15 protein-coding genes and 1 pseudogene are annotated in these 18,456 nt (G+C 48.4%); 12 read left to right on the plus strand and 4 right to left on the minus strand.

From position 1 onward, the window contains the following. The first annotated feature begins 9 nt into the window (after positions 1-9). Together ASG93_RS18225 and ASG93_RS18230 are read left to right on the plus strand one after the other, a co-directional pair. On the plus strand, positions 10-1,158 hold the full coding sequence (locus ASG93_RS18225) for a D-alanine--D-alanine ligase (protein ID WP_056833985.1): 1,149 nt from the start codon (positions 10-12) through the stop codon (positions 1,156-1,158). A gap of 6 nt (positions 1,159-1,164) precedes the next feature. Further along, on the plus strand, positions 1,165-1,482 hold the full coding sequence (locus tag ASG93_RS18230) for a hypothetical protein (RefSeq protein ID WP_029194487.1): 318 nt from the start codon (positions 1,165-1,167) through the stop codon (positions 1,480-1,482). An 841-nt stretch (positions 1,483-2,323) separates the two neighbouring features. On the opposite strand, the gene ASG93_RS18235 is transcribed toward ASG93_RS18230, so the two are convergent. Continuing rightward, entirely contained in the window at positions 2,324-2,536 is a 213-nt protein-coding gene (locus ASG93_RS18235; protein WP_056833986.1) for a hypothetical protein, read from the minus strand. A 104-nt stretch (positions 2,537-2,640) separates the two neighbouring features. On the opposite strand from ASG93_RS18235, the gene ASG93_RS18240 reads away from it, so the two are divergent. From ASG93_RS18240 to ASG93_RS37200, 9 genes and pseudogenes are all read left to right on the plus strand, one after another. Further along, positions 2,641-2,952, plus strand: a complete 312-nt coding sequence (locus ASG93_RS18240; RefSeq protein ID WP_056833988.1) for a hypothetical protein — start codon at positions 2,641-2,643, stop codon at positions 2,950-2,952. 147 nt (positions 2,953-3,099) lie between these two features. Beyond that, positions 3,100-4,089: a UV DNA damage repair endonuclease UvsE gene (uvsE, locus tag ASG93_RS18245; protein WP_056833991.1), complete on the plus strand. Its 990-nt coding sequence runs from the start codon at positions 3,100-3,102 to the stop codon at positions 4,087-4,089. Positions 4,090-4,189: 100 nt separating this feature from the next. Then, the gene (gene fabI, locus ASG93_RS18250) at positions 4,190-4,960 is read left to right on the plus strand and encodes an enoyl-ACP reductase FabI (RefSeq protein WP_029194483.1); all 771 of its coding nucleotides are present in this window, start codon (positions 4,190-4,192) and stop codon (positions 4,958-4,960) included. A 190-nt stretch (positions 4,961-5,150) separates the two neighbouring features. Next, positions 5,151-6,011: an inositol monophosphatase family protein gene (locus ASG93_RS18255; RefSeq protein WP_056833993.1), complete on the plus strand. Its 861-nt coding sequence runs from the start codon at positions 5,151-5,153 to the stop codon at positions 6,009-6,011. 192 nt (positions 6,012-6,203) lie between these two features. Further along, positions 6,204-6,560, plus strand: a pseudogene (locus ASG93_RS18260) (FGGY-family carbohydrate kinase); the annotation flags it as partial. Between the two features lie 622 nt (positions 6,561-7,182). Beyond that, entirely contained in the window at positions 7,183-8,160 is a 978-nt protein-coding gene (locus ASG93_RS18265) for a sugar kinase (RefSeq protein WP_056833996.1), read from the plus strand. A 29-nt stretch (positions 8,161-8,189) separates the two neighbouring features. Beyond that, the gene (locus tag ASG93_RS18270; protein ID WP_056833998.1) at positions 8,190-8,852 is read left to right on the plus strand and encodes a bifunctional 2-keto-4-hydroxyglutarate aldolase/2-keto-3-deoxy-6-phosphogluconate aldolase; all 663 of its coding nucleotides are present in this window, start codon (positions 8,190-8,192) and stop codon (positions 8,850-8,852) included. Between the two features lie 66 nt (positions 8,853-8,918). Continuing rightward, positions 8,919-9,803: a DinB family protein gene (locus tag ASG93_RS18275; protein WP_056834001.1), complete on the plus strand. Its 885-nt coding sequence runs from the start codon at positions 8,919-8,921 to the stop codon at positions 9,801-9,803. Positions 9,804-10,261: 458 nt separating this feature from the next. Beyond that, positions 10,262-10,414, plus strand: coding sequence for a hypothetical protein (locus tag ASG93_RS37200; RefSeq protein WP_414858876.1), 153 nt, complete (start codon positions 10,262-10,264; stop codon positions 10,412-10,414). A 118-nt stretch (positions 10,415-10,532) separates the two neighbouring features. On the opposite strand, the gene ASG93_RS36415 is transcribed toward ASG93_RS37200, so the two are convergent. Then, positions 10,533-10,658, minus strand: coding sequence for a DUF6254 family protein (locus ASG93_RS36415; protein WP_235550886.1), 126 nt, complete (start codon positions 10,656-10,658; stop codon positions 10,533-10,535). A gap of 144 nt (positions 10,659-10,802) precedes the next feature. Next, a complete protein-coding gene (locus ASG93_RS18280; RefSeq protein ID WP_082614955.1) occupies positions 10,803-15,341 on the minus strand; it encodes a glutamate synthase-related protein in 4,539 nt (1,512 codons plus the stop codon). 609 nt (positions 15,342-15,950) lie between these two features. On the opposite strand from ASG93_RS18280, the gene ASG93_RS35175 reads away from it, so the two are divergent. Further along, positions 15,951-16,676, plus strand: coding sequence for a hypothetical protein (locus ASG93_RS35175; RefSeq protein ID WP_056834004.1), 726 nt, complete (start codon positions 15,951-15,953; stop codon positions 16,674-16,676). Positions 16,677-17,058: 382 nt separating this feature from the next. On the opposite strand, the gene ASG93_RS18290 is transcribed toward ASG93_RS35175, so the two are convergent. Continuing rightward, entirely contained in the window at positions 17,059-18,405 is a 1,347-nt protein-coding gene (locus ASG93_RS18290) for a glutamate-1-semialdehyde 2,1-aminomutase (RefSeq protein WP_056834006.1), read from the minus strand. Positions 18,406-18,456: the final 51 nt, after the last annotated feature.

An 18,456-nucleotide genomic window follows, 5' to 3' on the forward strand; every position in this document is an offset into this window, starting at 1 on the left:
AGGTACGTAATGAGCGGCAAAATACGAATTGGACTAATTTATGGGGGGAAATCCGGAGAGCATGACGTGTCCTTGCAAACAGCACTGGCGGTTATGAAAGCTGTGGACTTCAATAAATACGAGATCACACCGTTCTATATTTCCAAAAAAGGCGAATGGCGAAGCGGTGCACCCCTATTAGGTCCGGCTGAATCCAAGGAAGTACTGACATTTAGCAGTGGAGAAACCGCTGCAGCCGTACCTGCTTCCAATGCTTTGGCACCCATATTCGGGGCTATTCAGACAAAAGGTGATGTGGCTATTGCTGCAACTAGTACAGCTGGCACGAAGGACACAGGCTTAGATGTCATTTTCCCGCTTTTACACGGAACATTCGGTGAAGATGGGACCATTCAAGGACTGCTTGAAATGGCGAACATTCCATATGTAGGTGCAGGCGTGCTTGCATCAGCTGTCGGGATGGATAAAGTCATGATGAAAAAGGTCTTCGCACAAGAAGGGCTTCCTCAATGTGTTTTCCGCCATTTCACTTGTACCGAGTGGGAAAAGAACCGTGCATATCACCTGATCGAACTCGAAACGGCTATCGGTTATCCGTGTTTCGTGAAGCCGGCTAATCTAGGCTCGAGTGTCGGTATTTCCAAAGCAAGAAATCAAGTAGAATTAATTAAAGCAGTCAATTTCGCTTTTCAATATGATCGTAAAGTTATTATTGAAGAGAATATCGATGCCCGCGAGATCGAAGTGGCCGTTTTGGGCAATGATGAACCTATCGCTTCTGTTGCTGGTGAAATCGTGTCCTCAAACGAATTTTACGATTACAAAGCGAAATATATGGACGGCAAATCAGCGATGGTTATTCCTGCAGACATCCCCGCCGAAACAGCCGAACAGATCAGGCAGCTGGCGCTTCAAGCCTTCTTGGCAGTGGATGGCAGCGGCTTATCGCGTGTTGATTTTTTCTTAGGCAAAATCGATCAGAAAATCTATATCAACGAAATCAATACGATGCCGGGCTTCACACCATTCAGCATGTACCCGCTGCTATGGAAAGAAACCGGTAAACCATACACAGAGCTGCTGGACGATCTTATTCGTCTGGCTATCGAACGGCATACAGCGAAGCAGAGTATCCAATATTCTTTTGATGTGGAGTAGATGCAAATGGGATTTCAAACGGAGTTCAATTCAGTTTGCAAGTTTAAGTCCGCGCAGGAGCTCTATGAGCTTCTAGAGTACGGCCGCGGCAAAATGGTGAAGAGCGGCTTCCGCGTCTTCCCAACCGGTCAGAAGGTCATTGCTTACACACCTGAGAATCAGGCGATTGCCATTGTCCGAATCGTTGCGTCCATCGCGGAAATCAATTTCCAAGGTGATGAAGTCACGCAGGTGGAGATGGAGCTCATTCGCCGTTTGACGGAGGAAGAGTCTCGGATTCAGACCTCACTTGCTTTTGAGATGTTTTTTGGTGAGCAAGCATAGCCGCATAGCGTAAAGTAGAAGGCATCGTCTGATAGGGGCGGTGTCTTTTTGCGCCGGAAAGTATAAGTTTTATACTTTTGCTTCGCATCTACCATGAACAAACGCGCTCGTCCCTGAAGGACGACGAAGTCGTTTGTACTTGTCAGCTTCATCAATTCGCCTAACGATGAAAGTCGATTAGGGGACAAAATAAAGACTGCTTCGAGCAGCGTGTCGGAGAGGGGGAAACCGTTCGTCTCGTCTCGACTGGGTCCGCCTATGCAGACTCGCTCGTCCGCTGTATTCTATTGATGTAATGACTCATTTAGGGGTCAATCACAGAACTGCCGTTCGAACGCTACAGTCGCTCTGTACGGTGGGTTGGTTTTCTGCTATCACAGGGGCAGCAGGCAAAAACGTCGTGCGATACGAGCTTCAACGAAGCGCAAATCAGCTTTTGTAGAATGGCTGCATTTATACATCCTTTTTACCTCTTCTTTAGCTCAGTAAAGATAATGCCTGCAAAAATACACTTTTTCGCAGCTACTTTTCAGGTACAAGCAGAAATGCTGCAATAATACTGTATATTTGCAGGAATTCCTCCCTAATCGTCGGACTCGATTGAAAAGACTGCATTTATGCAGGCTTTTTCAGTAGATAAAGAAGTATAACTTTTCGCATCTACCTTGATAAACAGCGCTCGTCCTAGAAGGACGATAGAGTCGTTTATCCTTGGGCTATTTTCACTGTTGGAGTAATCTTGAAGTTCCAAAATAGTCCGTCTTACATTCTGTAAGGATGATTTTCATCACTAAAGTATGCGCGAGGCGGAAAAGTACCTCCATAGCGACGAAAAACATGCTTACATGATGAGGCTGCAGCCGGAATAGTCCATTTTCTGCACCATAATGATGTTATTCATCACTAAAGTATGCGCGAGGCGGAAAAGTACCTCCATAGCGATGAAAAACATGCTTACATGATGAGGCTGCAGCCGAAATAGTCCATTTTCCGCTCCGTAGTGATGTTTTTCATCGCTAAAGTATGCGCGAGGCGGAAAAGTACCTCCATGCAAAAGGTCTCTCCCACCATAGGTACTACAAGAACTTAGTACTTATTCTATCTCGCTCGAAGAACTACAATGTACCTAGTAGATATTCAGATTGGAGCGTGAAAAGGATGAGACAAACGTTTTTGACGGACAGAAAATTTATTGCCTACTGGCTTTTCAATATTGGGTTAGGCATACCAACCCCATATGCACTCATTTATATGATCTTTGGATTTTATGGCTTTATGTCGCCTCCAGCGATCCATGACCGGTATATGGCTGCTGGGGTACTTTGCGTTTACTTGTTAGTTTGGTTTATCGGAAACTATCTCAGTTTGCGAAAAGAAGATCGAGGCACCAAGTACGGTATGCTAGCATTAAGTCTGCTGCCGCTGGCGATTTCGTCTTTTATCAGCTTCAAAATCATGGTAGCCATTTAGTCCTAATATAGATGAGTTGTGTATGTGCGACTGCACCAGAGGGTACCCTATGAAAGGAATTTTTGCATCAACTTAACAAATGCATTCGTCCATAAGGATGATATAAGCCGTTTATCCTTGCATACTCTTCTTGGAGGTTAGCCTTTCATGATTATTCGCCTTGGATATGTGGCTATGTCGACGGTAGTCAAGAACGCATCCCCGTCCAAAACGATGACCGTCACGAACTTCAGCAAGCTTCTGGACCGAGATGCGGCCATTCGGAAGCTAGAGCGACTTGGCGCGGAAAATCTGCATAATACGCTTAGATTGCTCAGGCACAATCGTGCGCATGACATCATGGTTTTTCGTTTTTCCTCCAGGCTGATCCCACTCATTGGGCATGAAATGTTAGGTGACTGGGACCCCATTACCACGCTTTCAGCGGAATTCCAAGAGCTCGGCAGCTACGCTAAGCAATCTGGCATGCGCGTAAGCTTTCATCCGGATCATTTCACTGTGCTGAGTACGCCAAAGGAAGATGTGCTGAAGAAATCAGTGGAGGATCTTGAGCGGCATACGGCTATGCTGAACGCGATGGGGCTGGGTATGGAAGCCATGTGCAATATTCATGTAGGTGGTTCCTACGGCGATAAAGAGAAAGCGGCGAAGCGATTTATTCAGAATTTTTCCACGCTGCGCCCTGAAATTCAGAGGCGGATCACCCTTGAGAATGATGATAAGACCTTTACAGCGGATGAAACACTGGATATTGCAGAAAAGGTAGGAGCAGCCATGGTGTTGGATATTCATCATCATGCGGTCAATAACAACGGAGAGGATGCGGTAGATCTCTGGCCGCGGATCCGACAAACGTGGTCGAGACAGGAGAGTGAGCAGTCAGAACAGGCTGCAATCTTACTCCCGCCGAAAATCCATGTTTCAAGTCCAAAAAGTGAAACGGATCCAAGAAGTCATGCCGATTACGTGGAGGTAGGTCCTCTTTTCACATTCCTGCGTGCAATTACGCCAACCACGCCAAATCTCGATATTATGATTGAAGCGAAGATGAAAGATGAAGCGTTATTTCGCCTTATGGAAGACCTCAAAATGCAAGAGGGAGTTTCAGTTCTCGATCAAGCCTCAATCCAGCTATAACTATTCAGATTTAATTCTTGAATTGTTGGACAAAATGGGGTACTTTGGAGAGTGGGAATGAACGACGCACAATCCATTGTGAGAGGGGCTTCTTAATACCATGAGTCAATTGTTAACTGGAAAAAATATACTTGTAATGGGTGTTGCCAACGACCGCAGCATCGCTTGGGCTATTGCTCAATCCTTAGCGGCACAAGGAGCAAATCTTGTTTTTACGTTTGAAAATGAGCGTGTTGAGGAACGCGTTCGCAAGCTCGCAGATACGATTCCAGGCTCAACCTTGATGCCTTGCAACGTAACTGTAGATGCTGAGATCGAAACACTTGCCTCTACACTCAAAGAGAAGTTCGGTGTGCTTCACGGTCTCGTACATAGTATTGCTTTTGCTAAAACCGAAGAGCTGGACGGGCTATTCGTTGACACATCGCGTGATGGTTTTGCATTAGCGCATGACATCAGCGCTTACTCCCTTGTAGCGGTATCCAAACGGATTTACCCGCTGATGACAGAGGGCGGCAGCATCATGACGATGACCTACCTCGGCGCTGAGCGCGCGATGAAGAACTACAACGTCATGGGCGTTGCCAAAGCAGCGCTGGAAGCTAGCGTGCGCTACCTAGCGAATGACCTCGGCCAATTTGGCATTCGCGTGAACGGTATCTCCGCTGGCCCGATTCGTACCTTGGCTGCCAAAGGCATTAAAGACTTTAACTCCATCTTGCGCCAAGTAGAAGAGAAAGCGCCCCTGCGCAAAACAACGGATACGGCTGAAGTAGGCGACACAGCGATGTTCTTGATGAGTAACCTTTCCCGTGGTATCACGGGTGAAGTGATCTATGTAGATGGCGGATATCATATCGTTGGCATTTAATCCTGCATACTAAGAAATTCCGTATTGCCTTAAGGGTGATACGGTTTTTTTACGCAAAAAACAGGCTGTTTTCTAGTTGAAATGTAAAATTATACGAATATTTTGGGATGAAACGTACTAGTATTTAAAACGTATAATTTACTATACTGGAATTACCGATTAAATTAATGAAAAGAAAGAGTTGATATAAATGGTTGATAGTAAGGTGGAGCCTTTCGTGGTGGGCAGTAAGAGCTTTACAGCGGTGGCTATTAATACGGCAGCCAAGGCTGGGCAATGGATTAAGAGCAAGCTGGGGGACATTAATCGCGTGGATACGAAGTACTCCTCGCAAGATTTGGTCACTGAGGTGGATAAAGGTTCGGAGAAGCTCATTCGTAATTTGATTATGACTCATTTCCCGGATCACTCCATTCTTGGTGAAGAAGGCGTGGAGCCTGGGCCAGAGGCATCGGCCAAAGCACTTCAAGCGATGAGCGATGAGGAATATCTCTGGATCGTGGATCCGATTGATGGAACGACGAACTTTGTTCACGGCTTTCCATTCTACTCCGTTTCGATTGCTCTGGCACATAAAGGTGAGATCATTGTAGGTGTCGTTTATGACCCTTCGCGTGACGAGTTGTTCGTCGCTGAAAAAGGGAAAGGCGCCTATATGCACGGCAATAAGACGGCGGTTTCGCTCGATAGCAAGCTATCTGAGAGCTTGGTAGCAACCGGCTTCCCTGCGGACCGTGACGGCGCGCTCCCGATCAATCTTAAAGGGACATTGGCTTTAGCGCCAAAGGTAAGGAATCTTCGCTCGGGTGGGTCAGCAGCGCTGCATATGGCTTACGTCGCAGCTGGACGATTAAGCGGGTTCTGGGAGATTGGTCTTAGCGCATGGGATGTTGCTGCAGGCTCATTGTTGATTCAAGAATCCGGCGGTAATGTGAGCGATACAGCTGGGAATCCATACCGGCTTTCCGTGCGGAACGTGCTTGCTACCAATGGTCATATCCATGACGAACTTCAGCAGGAGTTGGCTGGAGCGGGAGCGACGGGTTTGTAAGCTTGAGCAGCTTACCTGATGTTGACAATCCAGCTATTTAAGTATTATAAAACTATAATTTAATTTAGCTGCGGAGCCTAGGAGAACAGCAAGTTTATTTCAAATTGTACGTAACCATGCGTGCATTTGGGATAGCTTGCTGTTTTCTTTTTCATACTTTCGGAGGTTGATGACCATGTCATTAGATCAAGGCATGCAGCTGCCGTAGCTAGCACGGAAGGCGTCTATCTCGCGCCTGCTTTTATAGGAATAGGCGCACCTTACTGGGATATGGAAGCTCGTGGCGCAATCTTTTGATTGACGCGTGGAACGACGCAGGACCATTTTATACGTGCAGCCGTAGAATCCTTGGCTTACCAAACGAGAGATGTGCTGGAAGCCATGGAAGCGGATTCGGGCATCCAATTACAAAAGCTGGCGGTTGACGGAGGCGCAGTGGCCAACAACTTCCTGATGCAGTTCCAGGCAAACCTTTTAGACGCAGCTGTCGATCGCCCTCACGTACTTGAAACGACATCACTGGGCGCGCTTACCCCTTATTTATTGGGATGCCTCGGAAACGGATGTATTCATCACTAAAGTGTGAGAATGGCGCTAAAGCGAAGTGAGAGGTCAAAAATGTACTTTTCAGATACTCTAAGTAAAGTAGCATGTTGAATCCTGAGAAGGCAGAAAAGGCTGTCTCGGGGCACGAATGCAGTTAATGTGGCGTGAGACGTCTGAAAAGGACCTCTCAGTTGCTGAGAGAAGGCGAGTTAGCGGATTTGCAGCCTGAGAAGGTAAAAAGGATCGTCTCGGGGGCCTCAATGGAGCGAAAGTTTCCTGAGACGTCTGAAGAAGACCTCTCAGCAACTGTCAGGAAAACTAAAAGAGAAGCAAGGAGAATTATCCCCTAGCCCAGCGCAGAAAATAATATGAAAAAAAAGCCTCCTCGTGCTTGAGGAGGCTATCGTTCGTAGATAAAAAAGTATAAGTTTTATACTTTTGCTTCGCATCTGCCTTGACAAACGCGCTCGTCTCTGAAGGACGACGGAGTCGTTTATCCTTGGCTGTAAGTCAAGTCTGGTCTAAACACTCAATATGCTCTATAATATGAGGTATATCATTTATTTAAACGTTTCAATTAATTGAACACGCACAAGCGTGATCGGGAAATGGATGGAGAGCTTCTATGACGGCAAATACACAATCGCATTCAGGATCTGGCCCGGATATCATCACATTTGGGGAAACGATGGCACTGCTCATGCCCTCCGGTGGCAAGGGTTTGGAATATTCATCTGAGCTTCACAGCCTATTTGGTGGTGCAGAAAGCAATGTAGCGATTGGAATATCGCGTCTTGGTGGCAAGGTCGGCTGGTTCGGACGGTTAGGCAAAGATCCATTAGGCCGTATGATTTTCAAAAAAATCCGTGGTGAAGGCGTCGATGTTTCACGTGCTGAGTTAACTGCAGAAGCTCCTACGGGGCTCATGATGCGTGAAGTTCTTATGGGCAAAACGTCTGTCTACTATTATCGTAAAAATTCAGCAGCTAGTCAGATGGGTGCGAAGCATTTGGATGAAGCTTATATCGCTGGGGCCAAAATCCTGCATATCACAGGCATCACTCCTGCCTTGAGCGAGTCTTGTAAAGAGGCGGCTTTCGAAGCAGTTCGCATAGCTCGTAAGCATGGCGTCAAGATTAGCTTTGATCCTAATTTGCGTTTGAAGCTTTGGAGTATAGAAGAGGCGCGTCCCGTGCTGTTAGAACTGGCTAAGCTGTCTGATATTTTCTTGCCTGGTTTAGATGAACTGAAGCTGCTCTACCAGACAGAGGACTGGGATGTTATCGTGAGCAAGCTGCGTGAATTATCCGCGATATCCATCGTCAAAGGTGGAGAAAATGAGACGTACGTCGTAACCTCAGATAGCGTTACTGCAGTTCCTTATTTCAAAGCGGAGTATGTGATTGACACGGTTGGAGCGGGTGATGGTTTTTGTGCGGGCTTTTTGGTTGGCTTGTTAAAAGAGTACGACTATGCGGCTGCTGTGCGTATCGGTAACCTCGTGGGATCCTTGATCGTTCAGACCGAAGGTGACTGGGAAGGTGCTCCGACTTGGGAACAAGTGGATGCTGTACTTAACGATGTTAAACATATTGAACGTTAAATGCTTGAAATAGAAAGGTGTAGATTCTAATGAAAAAAATTAAACTTATCCAACAAATATCAAGTGAAGGTGTCGTTGCCGTTCTACGTGGCGATACGCCAGAAGAAGTCGTGGAAATGGCCGATCAAGCCATTGCCGGCGGTATTAAGGTCATCGAGGTCACAATGACCGTGCCTTTCGCGCTGCGTGCTATCGAGGAGCTCGCGAAGCGCTACTCGAGCACAGCGCAGGACGCGGCCAAGTACGCGATCATCGGGGTGGGCACAGCCCTTGACCCCGAGACGGCGCGTGCCGCGATCCTCAGCGGGGCCGAGTTCGTCGTCGGCCCATCGCTTAACCCGAAAACGGTTGAGCTATGCAACCGTTATAGAGTTCCCGTCATGCCAGGATGCATGACGATTCAAGAGATTCAGACGGCGCTTGAGCTCGGCGTCGATATCGTCAAGCTCTTCCCGGGCAATCTCTATTCGCCCGCGATGATTAAGGCCATTAAAGGTCCGCTGCCGCAGGCGAACATCATGCCGACCGGCGGCGTCTCGCTGAGCAACCTCGGCGAGTGGATCCAGGCCGGCGCCGTTGCCGTCGGCATCGGTTCCGATTTGACTAGCGAAGCCGTCAAAACCCGTAACTACAGCCTTGTTGCTGACAAGGCAGCTCAATATATCGAGGCCTACAAAGCGGCCAAGAAGTAGGAAATACGTACGCTCCGTCGAAATGATGACGGAGCGTATTTTTTTTTGATGAAAGGAAAAGAATCTATGAGTCAAGGCAAAGCGAGGCTGCTGCTGCAGGTCGATAATCTTCAGGAGTCGGTGACTTTTTATACAAAACAGCTTGGTTGGGAATTGGTGGAGGCAGCGCCAGAAGGTCATGCAGCATTGCTTCGCGTTTGGTTGAACGATGAAGTTGTATTGCTACAGAGAGTTCAGCTAACCAAGCAGGAGCATGAATTGCAAGAGGCTTGCCTAACTCGTTGGTTGCAGCCTAAGACCTCTACCCCGCAAGCGGGGGATCTCGTTTATATAGGGGTTAGTTCCGTTAACGAAGTGGAAAAAAGCTTGCAAGAAAACGGATGGAATGAGCTGAGAAAAGAAGAAGAAACGGGGCATATTCATAAGCTGTTTGTTCCCGCCGTTGATGGGTATATCTTCGTTTTCTGGGAGGAACTTTTTGCTTCGGATGATGAAATTATGAAGATGTACGCTGATGGAATTGACGAGTTGGAATGTGCCGTAGATGGCTTGTCTGAGGAACAGCTCAATGTAACGGAAGCGCCGGGTAAATGGTCGATTCGTGAACAAGTCTTGCATCTGATTGATTTGGAATTAGTCACCATCCACAAAGTGAAATTTGCCCTAGCGGAGTCGGGGCGTACCTACCAAGGAAATCCTTTTTCGCAGGACGATTGGAGGATCAGTCTTCATTACTCGACGCGGCCAATAACATACGAAGTGCAGCTATTTCGTAGTTTGAGACAGCATATCCTTGGATTGTGTGAATATCTGCCCAGCGCGCTTGATCGGACAGTTATTACCACAAATAATCGCGAAGAGTCTGTTGCTAGATTGCTCAAAATGATGGCAGGGCATGCTAGGCATCATGTCCGAGCTGTGGAGCGGATTCGTGAACTTCATGGCTTTTGATTTCGGTTACGGTTACGGCATGCTATAACAATGCAGAAAAACCCAAGAGCACAAGCTCCATATACTGCAAGCTGGTTTCAGTGTTCAACAGGTATCGGCTTGTTTGGTATATACAAGGTGCTTCACCCACTATCATATAAGTTCAAGTATCCACTCAATCATCCGTAACATGTTGTAAAAAATGCAACAATTGCTGCCAAAATCTCGCCTCTCTCCCTTCTTTGTTGTATTATGTACAACAATTTGGTCCAATACAGGCCATTTCGCAATAAATAGGCTCAAAATGTTGTACGAAATGCAACTTCATGTTGCGAAATCGCCTTTTGACGTGTGAATTGTTGTAAAAAATACAACACTGGTAACTACTAATGCCCATCTACCCTCCGAAAGCTGAATGACTCTAAAATCGAATTTTTTACGTTAAGCGAACGAAGACTGCAGGTGTATCTGATGGCGATATCAAGCTTTCGGTTCATGTTCCTCACAGAGAGGCAGTGCTAGCCGATTTGATGGAAAACCCATTAGAGACGCTGAGAGGCGAAGACGGCCACTACCAGCTTTCCTTTACGTCGTTTGAAATTAAAACCGTACTCATTCGCTTGTCACATTAAATGCCTGCTTAGGACTTAGTGTATGGATACCAAAGAGCCCGATAACCGCGTTTCACTAGAAACGAATTACCGGGTTCTTTGTGTTGGTCCCTCTTTCGACGGGTGAGGGGGGAGTTACTTACTTCTTTTGTTCCGCTTCATATTCACTGGCGAATTCCTCCAGAGACTTCACCTTACCATGTGGATTGTGAGCTTGTTTGCGGCTTTTCCATGCTGCTTCATCGCGGCGTTTCGAGTGGCTCATAGCTAAAAACCTCCTATGGTATGCGGATGGGTGCTGCATTAATAAAATGCGATGGTTGGATATATTTTATGCACGCGATGCAAATTCTTCCCATCAAAAAGCTCCACAAGACCTGTTAAGGTCCTGTGGAGCTTTTTGGATGATCTATTCCGTAGCAACGGATTGGTCAGCTTGCATGTTGACCGGGGAGATACGGATGAAGTTAGCTTCAAGATTGCTTAGCAAACCTTCGATTTTTGCTGCTGCATCGGATTGATCGGATTTAGCAAGCTCAGCGTGGTAGGCTGTGAGCAACTCTGTAAGATCTTTTTTGCTTTGTACGCCTATGGTCTCAAGTTTAACTTTCGCGCCTTTAGCGATACGACGTTCTATAGCTGCTTGATCTAGACCCATTTCTGGCACGAGACGTTGGTAGATCACGCCGCCTGTCATACCTGCGCAAATCCACGGACCTGGATCGCCCATAACCACGGCACGGCCGTTTGTCATGTACTCGAACGCGAAGCCTTTGAGGTTCGCGCGAGCGGCAAGTCCGCCAAGCTCATCACGAAGTGGGGTTGTGATCTCACCACCGAATACAACGTCTGCACCCGAGAAACGGATACATGCACGTGTATCTGCACTGCCTTGGATCAAGAACAAGCCTTTTTGTGCGCCGTAACCGAACGATTTACCAACGCTGCCGTTGATGAAGGTGTTGTTTTTGCTAAGTGATTTAACAATAGCAACTTTACCACCGAAGGCCATTTTACCAAGACCATCCTCAGCGCCGCCGTGAACAGTAATGTCTACGCCGCGAGCATTGAATGCAGCCAAACCGTTTCCTGGTACAGAACCGTCGATAAAGTTCAGCGCTACTGGCGGTAATTCATCGTAGCTGCCGTCGAAACGATCTCTTACGCGATGGCTGGAATAGCGAGCTCCGAGAATACGGGACTCAGCATCCACTTTGGACCAGTTGCGCACGATTGGAGCATCAAGAGCCAAGGATTCTGGGAAGAATTCTAGACCTTCTGCACCTGCAGCGATACGGATATCGGATGATACAGCAGCTTCTTCCATTGCTCTTTCAGCATCAGAGATGAACTGAAGCGGAGCCGGACGAAGGATATCGGACAGATCAATACGATCTACGTGGCTGATTTGTTCCAATAGATCGGAACGGCCAACGAGTTCTTGCAAGCTTTTGAAACCAAGGGAAGCAACGACTTCACGTACTTCTTCACCAATACCGCCAAACAAACGAACCAAGCTGTCTACAGCTACGTCGAATTGACGAGGTACGAAACGGCGAAGACCTTTTTCTTCTGCTTCTTCCATGGAATCGATTTGTGTAGCAATACCAACGTGACAAGTATCTAAATGACAGCCGCGGCAAGTTGTACAGCCGATCGATTGCATAGCGATACTACCGAAACCTGCACGGTTCGCACCGAGCATAACCATTTTAACAACGTCAGAACCTGATTTCAGACCGCCATCGGACCACAGCTCAACGCGGTGACGAAGACCAGCCTCAATCAAAGCAACGTGAGCAAGTTTTGTACCGATTTCCGTAGGAAGACCTACGTGAGTCAAGGAGTGAATACGAGCCGCGCCTGTACCGCCGTCAAAACCGGAAAGTGTGATAACGTCAGCGCCTGCTTTCGCTACACCAACCGCAATCGTACCGATACCTGGTACAACCGGGATTTTAACGATAATTTTCGCTTTACGACCGCTACCTTCTTTGAGCTCGGAAATGATTTGCGCCAAATCCTCGATCGAGTAGATGTCATGGTTGTTAGAAGGAGAGATCAGGTCAGAACCAATGGTTGCGTTACGAGCAGCAGCGATTTTCGCTGTTACTTTGGAACCTGGCAAGTGACCGCCTTCACCCGGTTTAGCCCCTTGACCGATTTTGATCTCAAGGAAAGCGACCGCGTTAGCTAATTCTACGTTAACACCGAAACGTCCGGATGCGACTTGCGCACCGCGCGTTTTTTTGTAACGGCCAAGCATATCTTTAATCTCTCCGCCCTCGCCGTTCATGGTAACCATGTTCAGGCGTTCGCCGGCTTCAGCGTAGGCACGGAAAGCTGTTTCATTTTGTGAACCGAATGACATCGAAGAAATCAGCATCGGCAAGGAATGACCGCCAATGGAGATATCAACTTGCGACGGATCGAGTGCCTTACGGCCTTCGCTCAGTGCTTTGTCAATGTTGAATCCAGCAATGTGACGAATGGAAATCGGGTTCTTCTTCTCTTCTTCACGCAGCTTGTCGCGGTAGTCGCTATAAGGAGCAGCGCCTGAAGCGGCGTCGCCTAATGCTTTCCACATACGTTGGAAGAAACGGAAGTTTTTCGCTGCTTTTGCTTTTGGATTTGTAAAGTCTGTGTAACGTAATTCAGCATCAGCTTCGAGCTGGGCAAAGCCAGTTCCCGCTTTTTCACTGCCGAGGTAGTTCACGATATCTAACACTTCAGCAACTTCCGGATGGAAGCCGATGGAGGAGAAGAAACGTGTGTAACCGCGAAGCTCATGAGTACCGATCGTGGAGATAACTTTCTCCAGACCTTTCGTCAGTGCTGCATACACTTTACGAGCTGCTGCGGCATTGCCTTCTTTATCGGAAGCCGTTGAGAACAACAAGTAAGGTGAGATTACGTCTGCGCCAAGACCGCAAGCTACAGCGATATCATGCAAGCTGCGAATCGCAGCGGAACGCAAGATCAAAGTAACATGGCGGCGCAGGTTGTCGCCGAAACCTAGCTTCTCAGCACGAAGTGCGATATCGATTTTGGAAACGGCAAGATGCGGCTCAAGCCACAAACGGTCATTTTGGTGAGCATCTGCATCGTCAAGAACGATCAGAGCAGCGCCACCACGAGCAGCAGCGATAGCAGCAGCAGCTAGAGCGTCCAAACCATCACTTAGAGAAGTTCCTCTAGCGAAAGTAGCGGAAAGCACGGCTACAGCGTTATCTCCTTGTGCACGGAACAGGGCTAACAATTGCTCATAAGAAGGTTGTGACAAGTGCTCTTCGCTATCTACGCCATTCGTACCTTCGAGTACAAGTGGAGCTAGAAGCTCAAGACGCAGGTTGTTATCTACTTGCGCATAAACAGGAGTACGAGTACCGGCAATGATGCGTGTGGAGAAATGCTCCATCTCACGGTCACGGTCAATCGCAGGATTCGTAACAACCGCTACGCTTTCTTTAATGAAGTCAGGCACGTTCTGGCGTTCCCAAGCAAGAGCAGCGTGAGGTGAATCGTGACCCAGGGAGCGGATAGGTTCTGCACCTGTTTCAGACATCGTTTCGATGTGTTGAATACCGTCACGATCCCAACCAAAAGCACTGTACAATTGGTCTGTCGCTACAATGTTCTCATTAAGCTCAGCTTGAGCATCGGTTTTGACAGGATTCAGATATTTCCGAAGTCCGCCAATATTCAGACGTTTGCTAGCGCGCTCGTACACTAAAGTTTGCACTTCATGGTAAGGAATAACTTGAACGTGTTCACCTGGTGTGAGCACAACGCCCACTTTTTCACCTGGTGCAATTGGTTTCGGATCAGCAACCATTTCGCCAACCGTAATAACACCTTGCTCCGAGGAGAAGTATAAGGAAGTATCGCTCTCAACCATCCATACCGGACGAAGACCAAGCGCATCCACGCTGAAAATACATTCGTTGCCATAACGAGAAACGATACCAGCAGGACCTTGTGCGAAATGGCCCCATACTTGACGGTAGTACACATATAAATCTTGAAGTTCCGGACGGAACTGTTTCATTTCATTAATAATAGGAGGGAATACCATTTCCATCGCTTCGAAAAGGGACAATCCAAAACGGTGAATGAACGTTTCAATCGTTCTGTTCATGTCTTGGGAGTCAGAACCGCCGCTAACTAGCGGTACACCAACCATGTCTGCTTCAATACGAAGTTTCTTAATCGTGTTGATTTCACCATTGTGCCCGAGCAGCGAGAACGGTTGTACACGGAAGAAGCTGGACAAGGTGTTTGTGGAATAACGGTTGTGACCGATTGTAACTTGGGAAGCAAATAAAGAATCACACGTATCTTTGAAGTATTTAGGAAGGATACTTGCTGCTCCAAGCACTTTGTAAGCGGATGTTACATTACTTAGAGTTGCTACGTGAACGTTGTATTTATCTTCGATTGCGATATGCAGTTCATAAAGGTGATCAGCTACCTGGCCTTCTGTTTTGTTGCTAATCGCTGCGATTTGCCAGAAAGTAGGCTCATCGTTTAGGCCGTTAGGGCCTAAGACGCTGCTATCGACTTGATTCTCTTGCTCAAGAATGATGGATACATCATGGGAAGCAAAGAGCTCGCGAATGCCATTCTGGATTTCGGTAACGGTCAGGTCAAGCTTGCGTGGAACAAAGATATGTCCAACAGAGAAACGGTTGTCGTAGGCAAGCTTGCCGTCCTGACCCGCATCTGTTAATTTCTTTTCCCAAAGAGCACGTGGAATATCCGTTAAAATACCGCAGCCATCGCCTTCACCGTTGATAAAACCCGAACGATGCTCCATTTTTACAAGAGCTTCAATCGTTTTTTGGATGTTATCACGGGAAGGGTGACCATTCTTTTCAATAATACAAATAATACCGCAGCTGTCGTGTTCGGTTCCTAGTAGATCTTGAAAACGGCCTTCATTACGCATCAATTCATTCATTGCTCTGGTCAGTTGCCTGACCGTCACCTCCCATACATATTTAAACTCCTCTTGCACTACGCTTCTTGCATTCTGGCATTGATGAGCCCGCAACCCTAGCATTTTCAAGGAATTACCCACAAAAGGGTCAAAACCGAAATATGCAAGAATGTGAATAAAAATGCAATATTATTGAATAGCATACCAATTCCAAGGAAATAATCCCCTCAAAATGAGGCTCTAATCGACCTGTATTAAAGTAAGGCATTACACACAAAAATCGGCAAAGAATTTGTAAATCATGCCCTAACTTTCTAGGAAAATACTATGAAAACAAGACATTTCGCGAAAAGGGTAAAAGTAATCTTAGAATAGCATGAAAAACTTCATCCGACAATAGTTGCAGATCGAAATCACAAATGTAAGCGTTACCTTTTTTGCATACTGGTGAATAAAACCATATTTCTCATGGCTTGGGGTACTCTTGAAATACGAACGAACTACAATCCATATAGGATCATAGTTCGTTTCTGGGACATGTAGAGGGAGAAGTTGGGGCTACTAGGGAGGTTGTTGTGATTGTGTGGATGATCCAAGTGTAAGGGCAAGGGCGAGAGAATGGGCAAGAGCAAGGGCAAGAGCGAGAGCGAGAGCAAGAGCAAGAGCAAGAGCAAGGGCAAGAGCAAGGGCAAGAGCAAGAGCAAGAGCAAGAGCAAGAGCGAGAGCAAGAGCAAGAGCGAGAGCAAGGGCAAGAGCGAGAGCAAGAGTGAGAGCGAGAGCAAGGGCGAGAGCAAGAGCAAGAGCAAGAGCAAGGGTGAGAGCGAGAGCAAGGGCGAGAGCAAGAGCGAGAGTGAGAGAGAGAGAGAGCAGAGGGCGAGAGGAAGAGCAAGAGCAAGAGCGAGAGCAAGAGCAAGAGTGAGAGCGAGAGCAAGGGCGAGAGCAAGAGCAAGAGCAAGGGTGAGAGCGAGAGCAAGGGCGAGAACGAGAACGAGAGAGAGCAAGAGTGAGAGCGAGAGCAAGGGCGAGAGCAAGAGCAAGAGCAAGGGTGAGAGCGAGAGCAAGGGCGAGAGCAAGAGCAAGAGCAAGAGCAAGAGCAAGGGCAAGAGCAAGAGCAAGAGCAAGAGCAAGAGTGAGAGAGAGAGCAGAGGGCGAGAACGAGAACGAGAGAGAGCAAGGGCGAGGGCGAGAGCGAGAGCGAGAGCAAGAGCAAGAGCAAGAGTGAGAGCGAGAGCAAGGGCGAGAGCAAGAGCAAGAGCAAAAGCAAAAGCAAGAGCGAGAGGCAGCCTCAGCCTCAGCCCCAGCCCCGGAGTTGGAGAGCTAGAGTATTATTGGTCATGGGGATAAAATGGTTCCATTGGATAAAATCCAATGAAAGTGCCCTAAAAAATGGGGGAAATCAGATTTCATTGGATATTTTCCAATGAAAGTATGAATTTTAGGGTATTTAAGTTGATTTCATTGTATTTTGTCCAATGGAATCTCGTAATGCCAAACCTGGGCTATCAACCCATAACACTTAACCACCAGCCACCAGCCACCAGCCACTAGCCATTACCACTAGCCACTAGCCACTAGCCACCAGTCACCAGACCAGCCACTAGCAACTAGCCACCAGTCACCAGTCACTAACCACTAACCACTGATACATCTAACACCTAATAATCTAATCACTAATACAGCTAACCAGTAACCCAAACCCGCAACAGATAATACACGAGGAGCCATTTTAACGCATTTTCATGGTTTTGAAAGCTTGATCAACGGCATCGAGCGTTTGCGCGATGTCGTCTTCGGTGTGGGCGATGGTCATAAACCACGCCTCATATTTGGACGGAGCGAGGTTAATGCCTTGCTCCAGCATAAGTCGGAAGAAATCAGCGAAGCGTTCGCCGTCGGTATCCTGTGCTTCGTCATAGTTTGTGACGGGATGGTCACAGAAGTGGGTAGAGAAGGCGCCGCCGATGCGATTGAGCGTCAAGGCGATGCCGTGCCTTGCGGCGGATTCGGCGATGCCGCCGGCAAGTGTTGCGCCAAGCTGCTCGAGCTTGGCGTAGACACCGGCCTGCTGGAGCACCTCCAAGCAGGCGATGCCGGCCGAGATGGAGGCGGGGTTCCCCGCCATCGTGCCGGCTTGATAAGCAGGTCCGAGCGGAGCGACCTGCTCCATCACGGCCTTGCGGCCCCCGTAGGCACCGATCGGCAGCCCGCCGCCGATCACTTTGCCGAGGGCCGTAAGGTCCGGCTCCACGGCGGCGAAGCGCGCCGCCGCCTCGGAAGTGCCGCCCTCCATGAGTGGGAGGCCGGGGTAGGTCTGTGCCGCTCCGTAATGGAAGCGGAACGCCGTAATGACCTCGTCGTAGATGACGAGGGCACCATGTCTGCGAGCAGCTGCGCAGAGCTGCTCGAGGTAGCCGGCATGGGGCATGACCATGCCGAAATTGCCGACGATGGGCTCCACCATCACCGCGGCAATCTCTTCACCCCATCGCGCAAGCGCGGCCTCGAGTGCCGGAATGTCGTTGAACGGCACCGTAATGACCTCTTGCGCGATGCTCGCAGGCACGCCCGCGCTGTCCGGCGTGCCTAATGTGGACGGCCCGGAGCCGGCCGCCACAAGCACGAGATCCGAGTGGCCGTGGTAGCATCCGGCAAACTTAATGATCTTGGTGCGCTTCGTGAAGGCGCGCGCCACGCGAATTGTCGTCATCACGGCCTCTGTGCCGGAGTTGACGAAGCGTACTTTGTCGAGCGAAGGAATCGCCGACTTCAGCATCTTGGCGAACTCGATCTCGAGTTCGGTTGGGGTGCCGTACAGCGTGCCATTCTGTGCGGCGCGGCAAATCGCCTCGGTCACGTGCGGATGCGCGTGACCGGTAATGATAGGGCCATAGGCGGCGAGGTAGTCAATGAAGCGATTCCCGTCTACATCCCAGAAGTGTGCGCCTTGCGCACGCTTCATGAAGACGGGCGCGCCGCCGCCGACGGCTTTGAATGAGCGGGAAGGGCTGTTGACCCCGCCAACGATATGTTTCAGTGCTTCTTGATATAACTGCTCGGATAGTTTGCGTTCCATAATAAGTATCATTCCTTTACGTAAAGTAGTCGTATAGTCTCTTATTTATGT

This window comes from Paenibacillus sp. Soil787, from assembly GCF_001429545.1.
In the GTDB taxonomy this organism is placed as follows: domain Bacteria; phylum Bacillota; class Bacilli; order Paenibacillales; family NBRC-103111; genus Paenibacillus_E.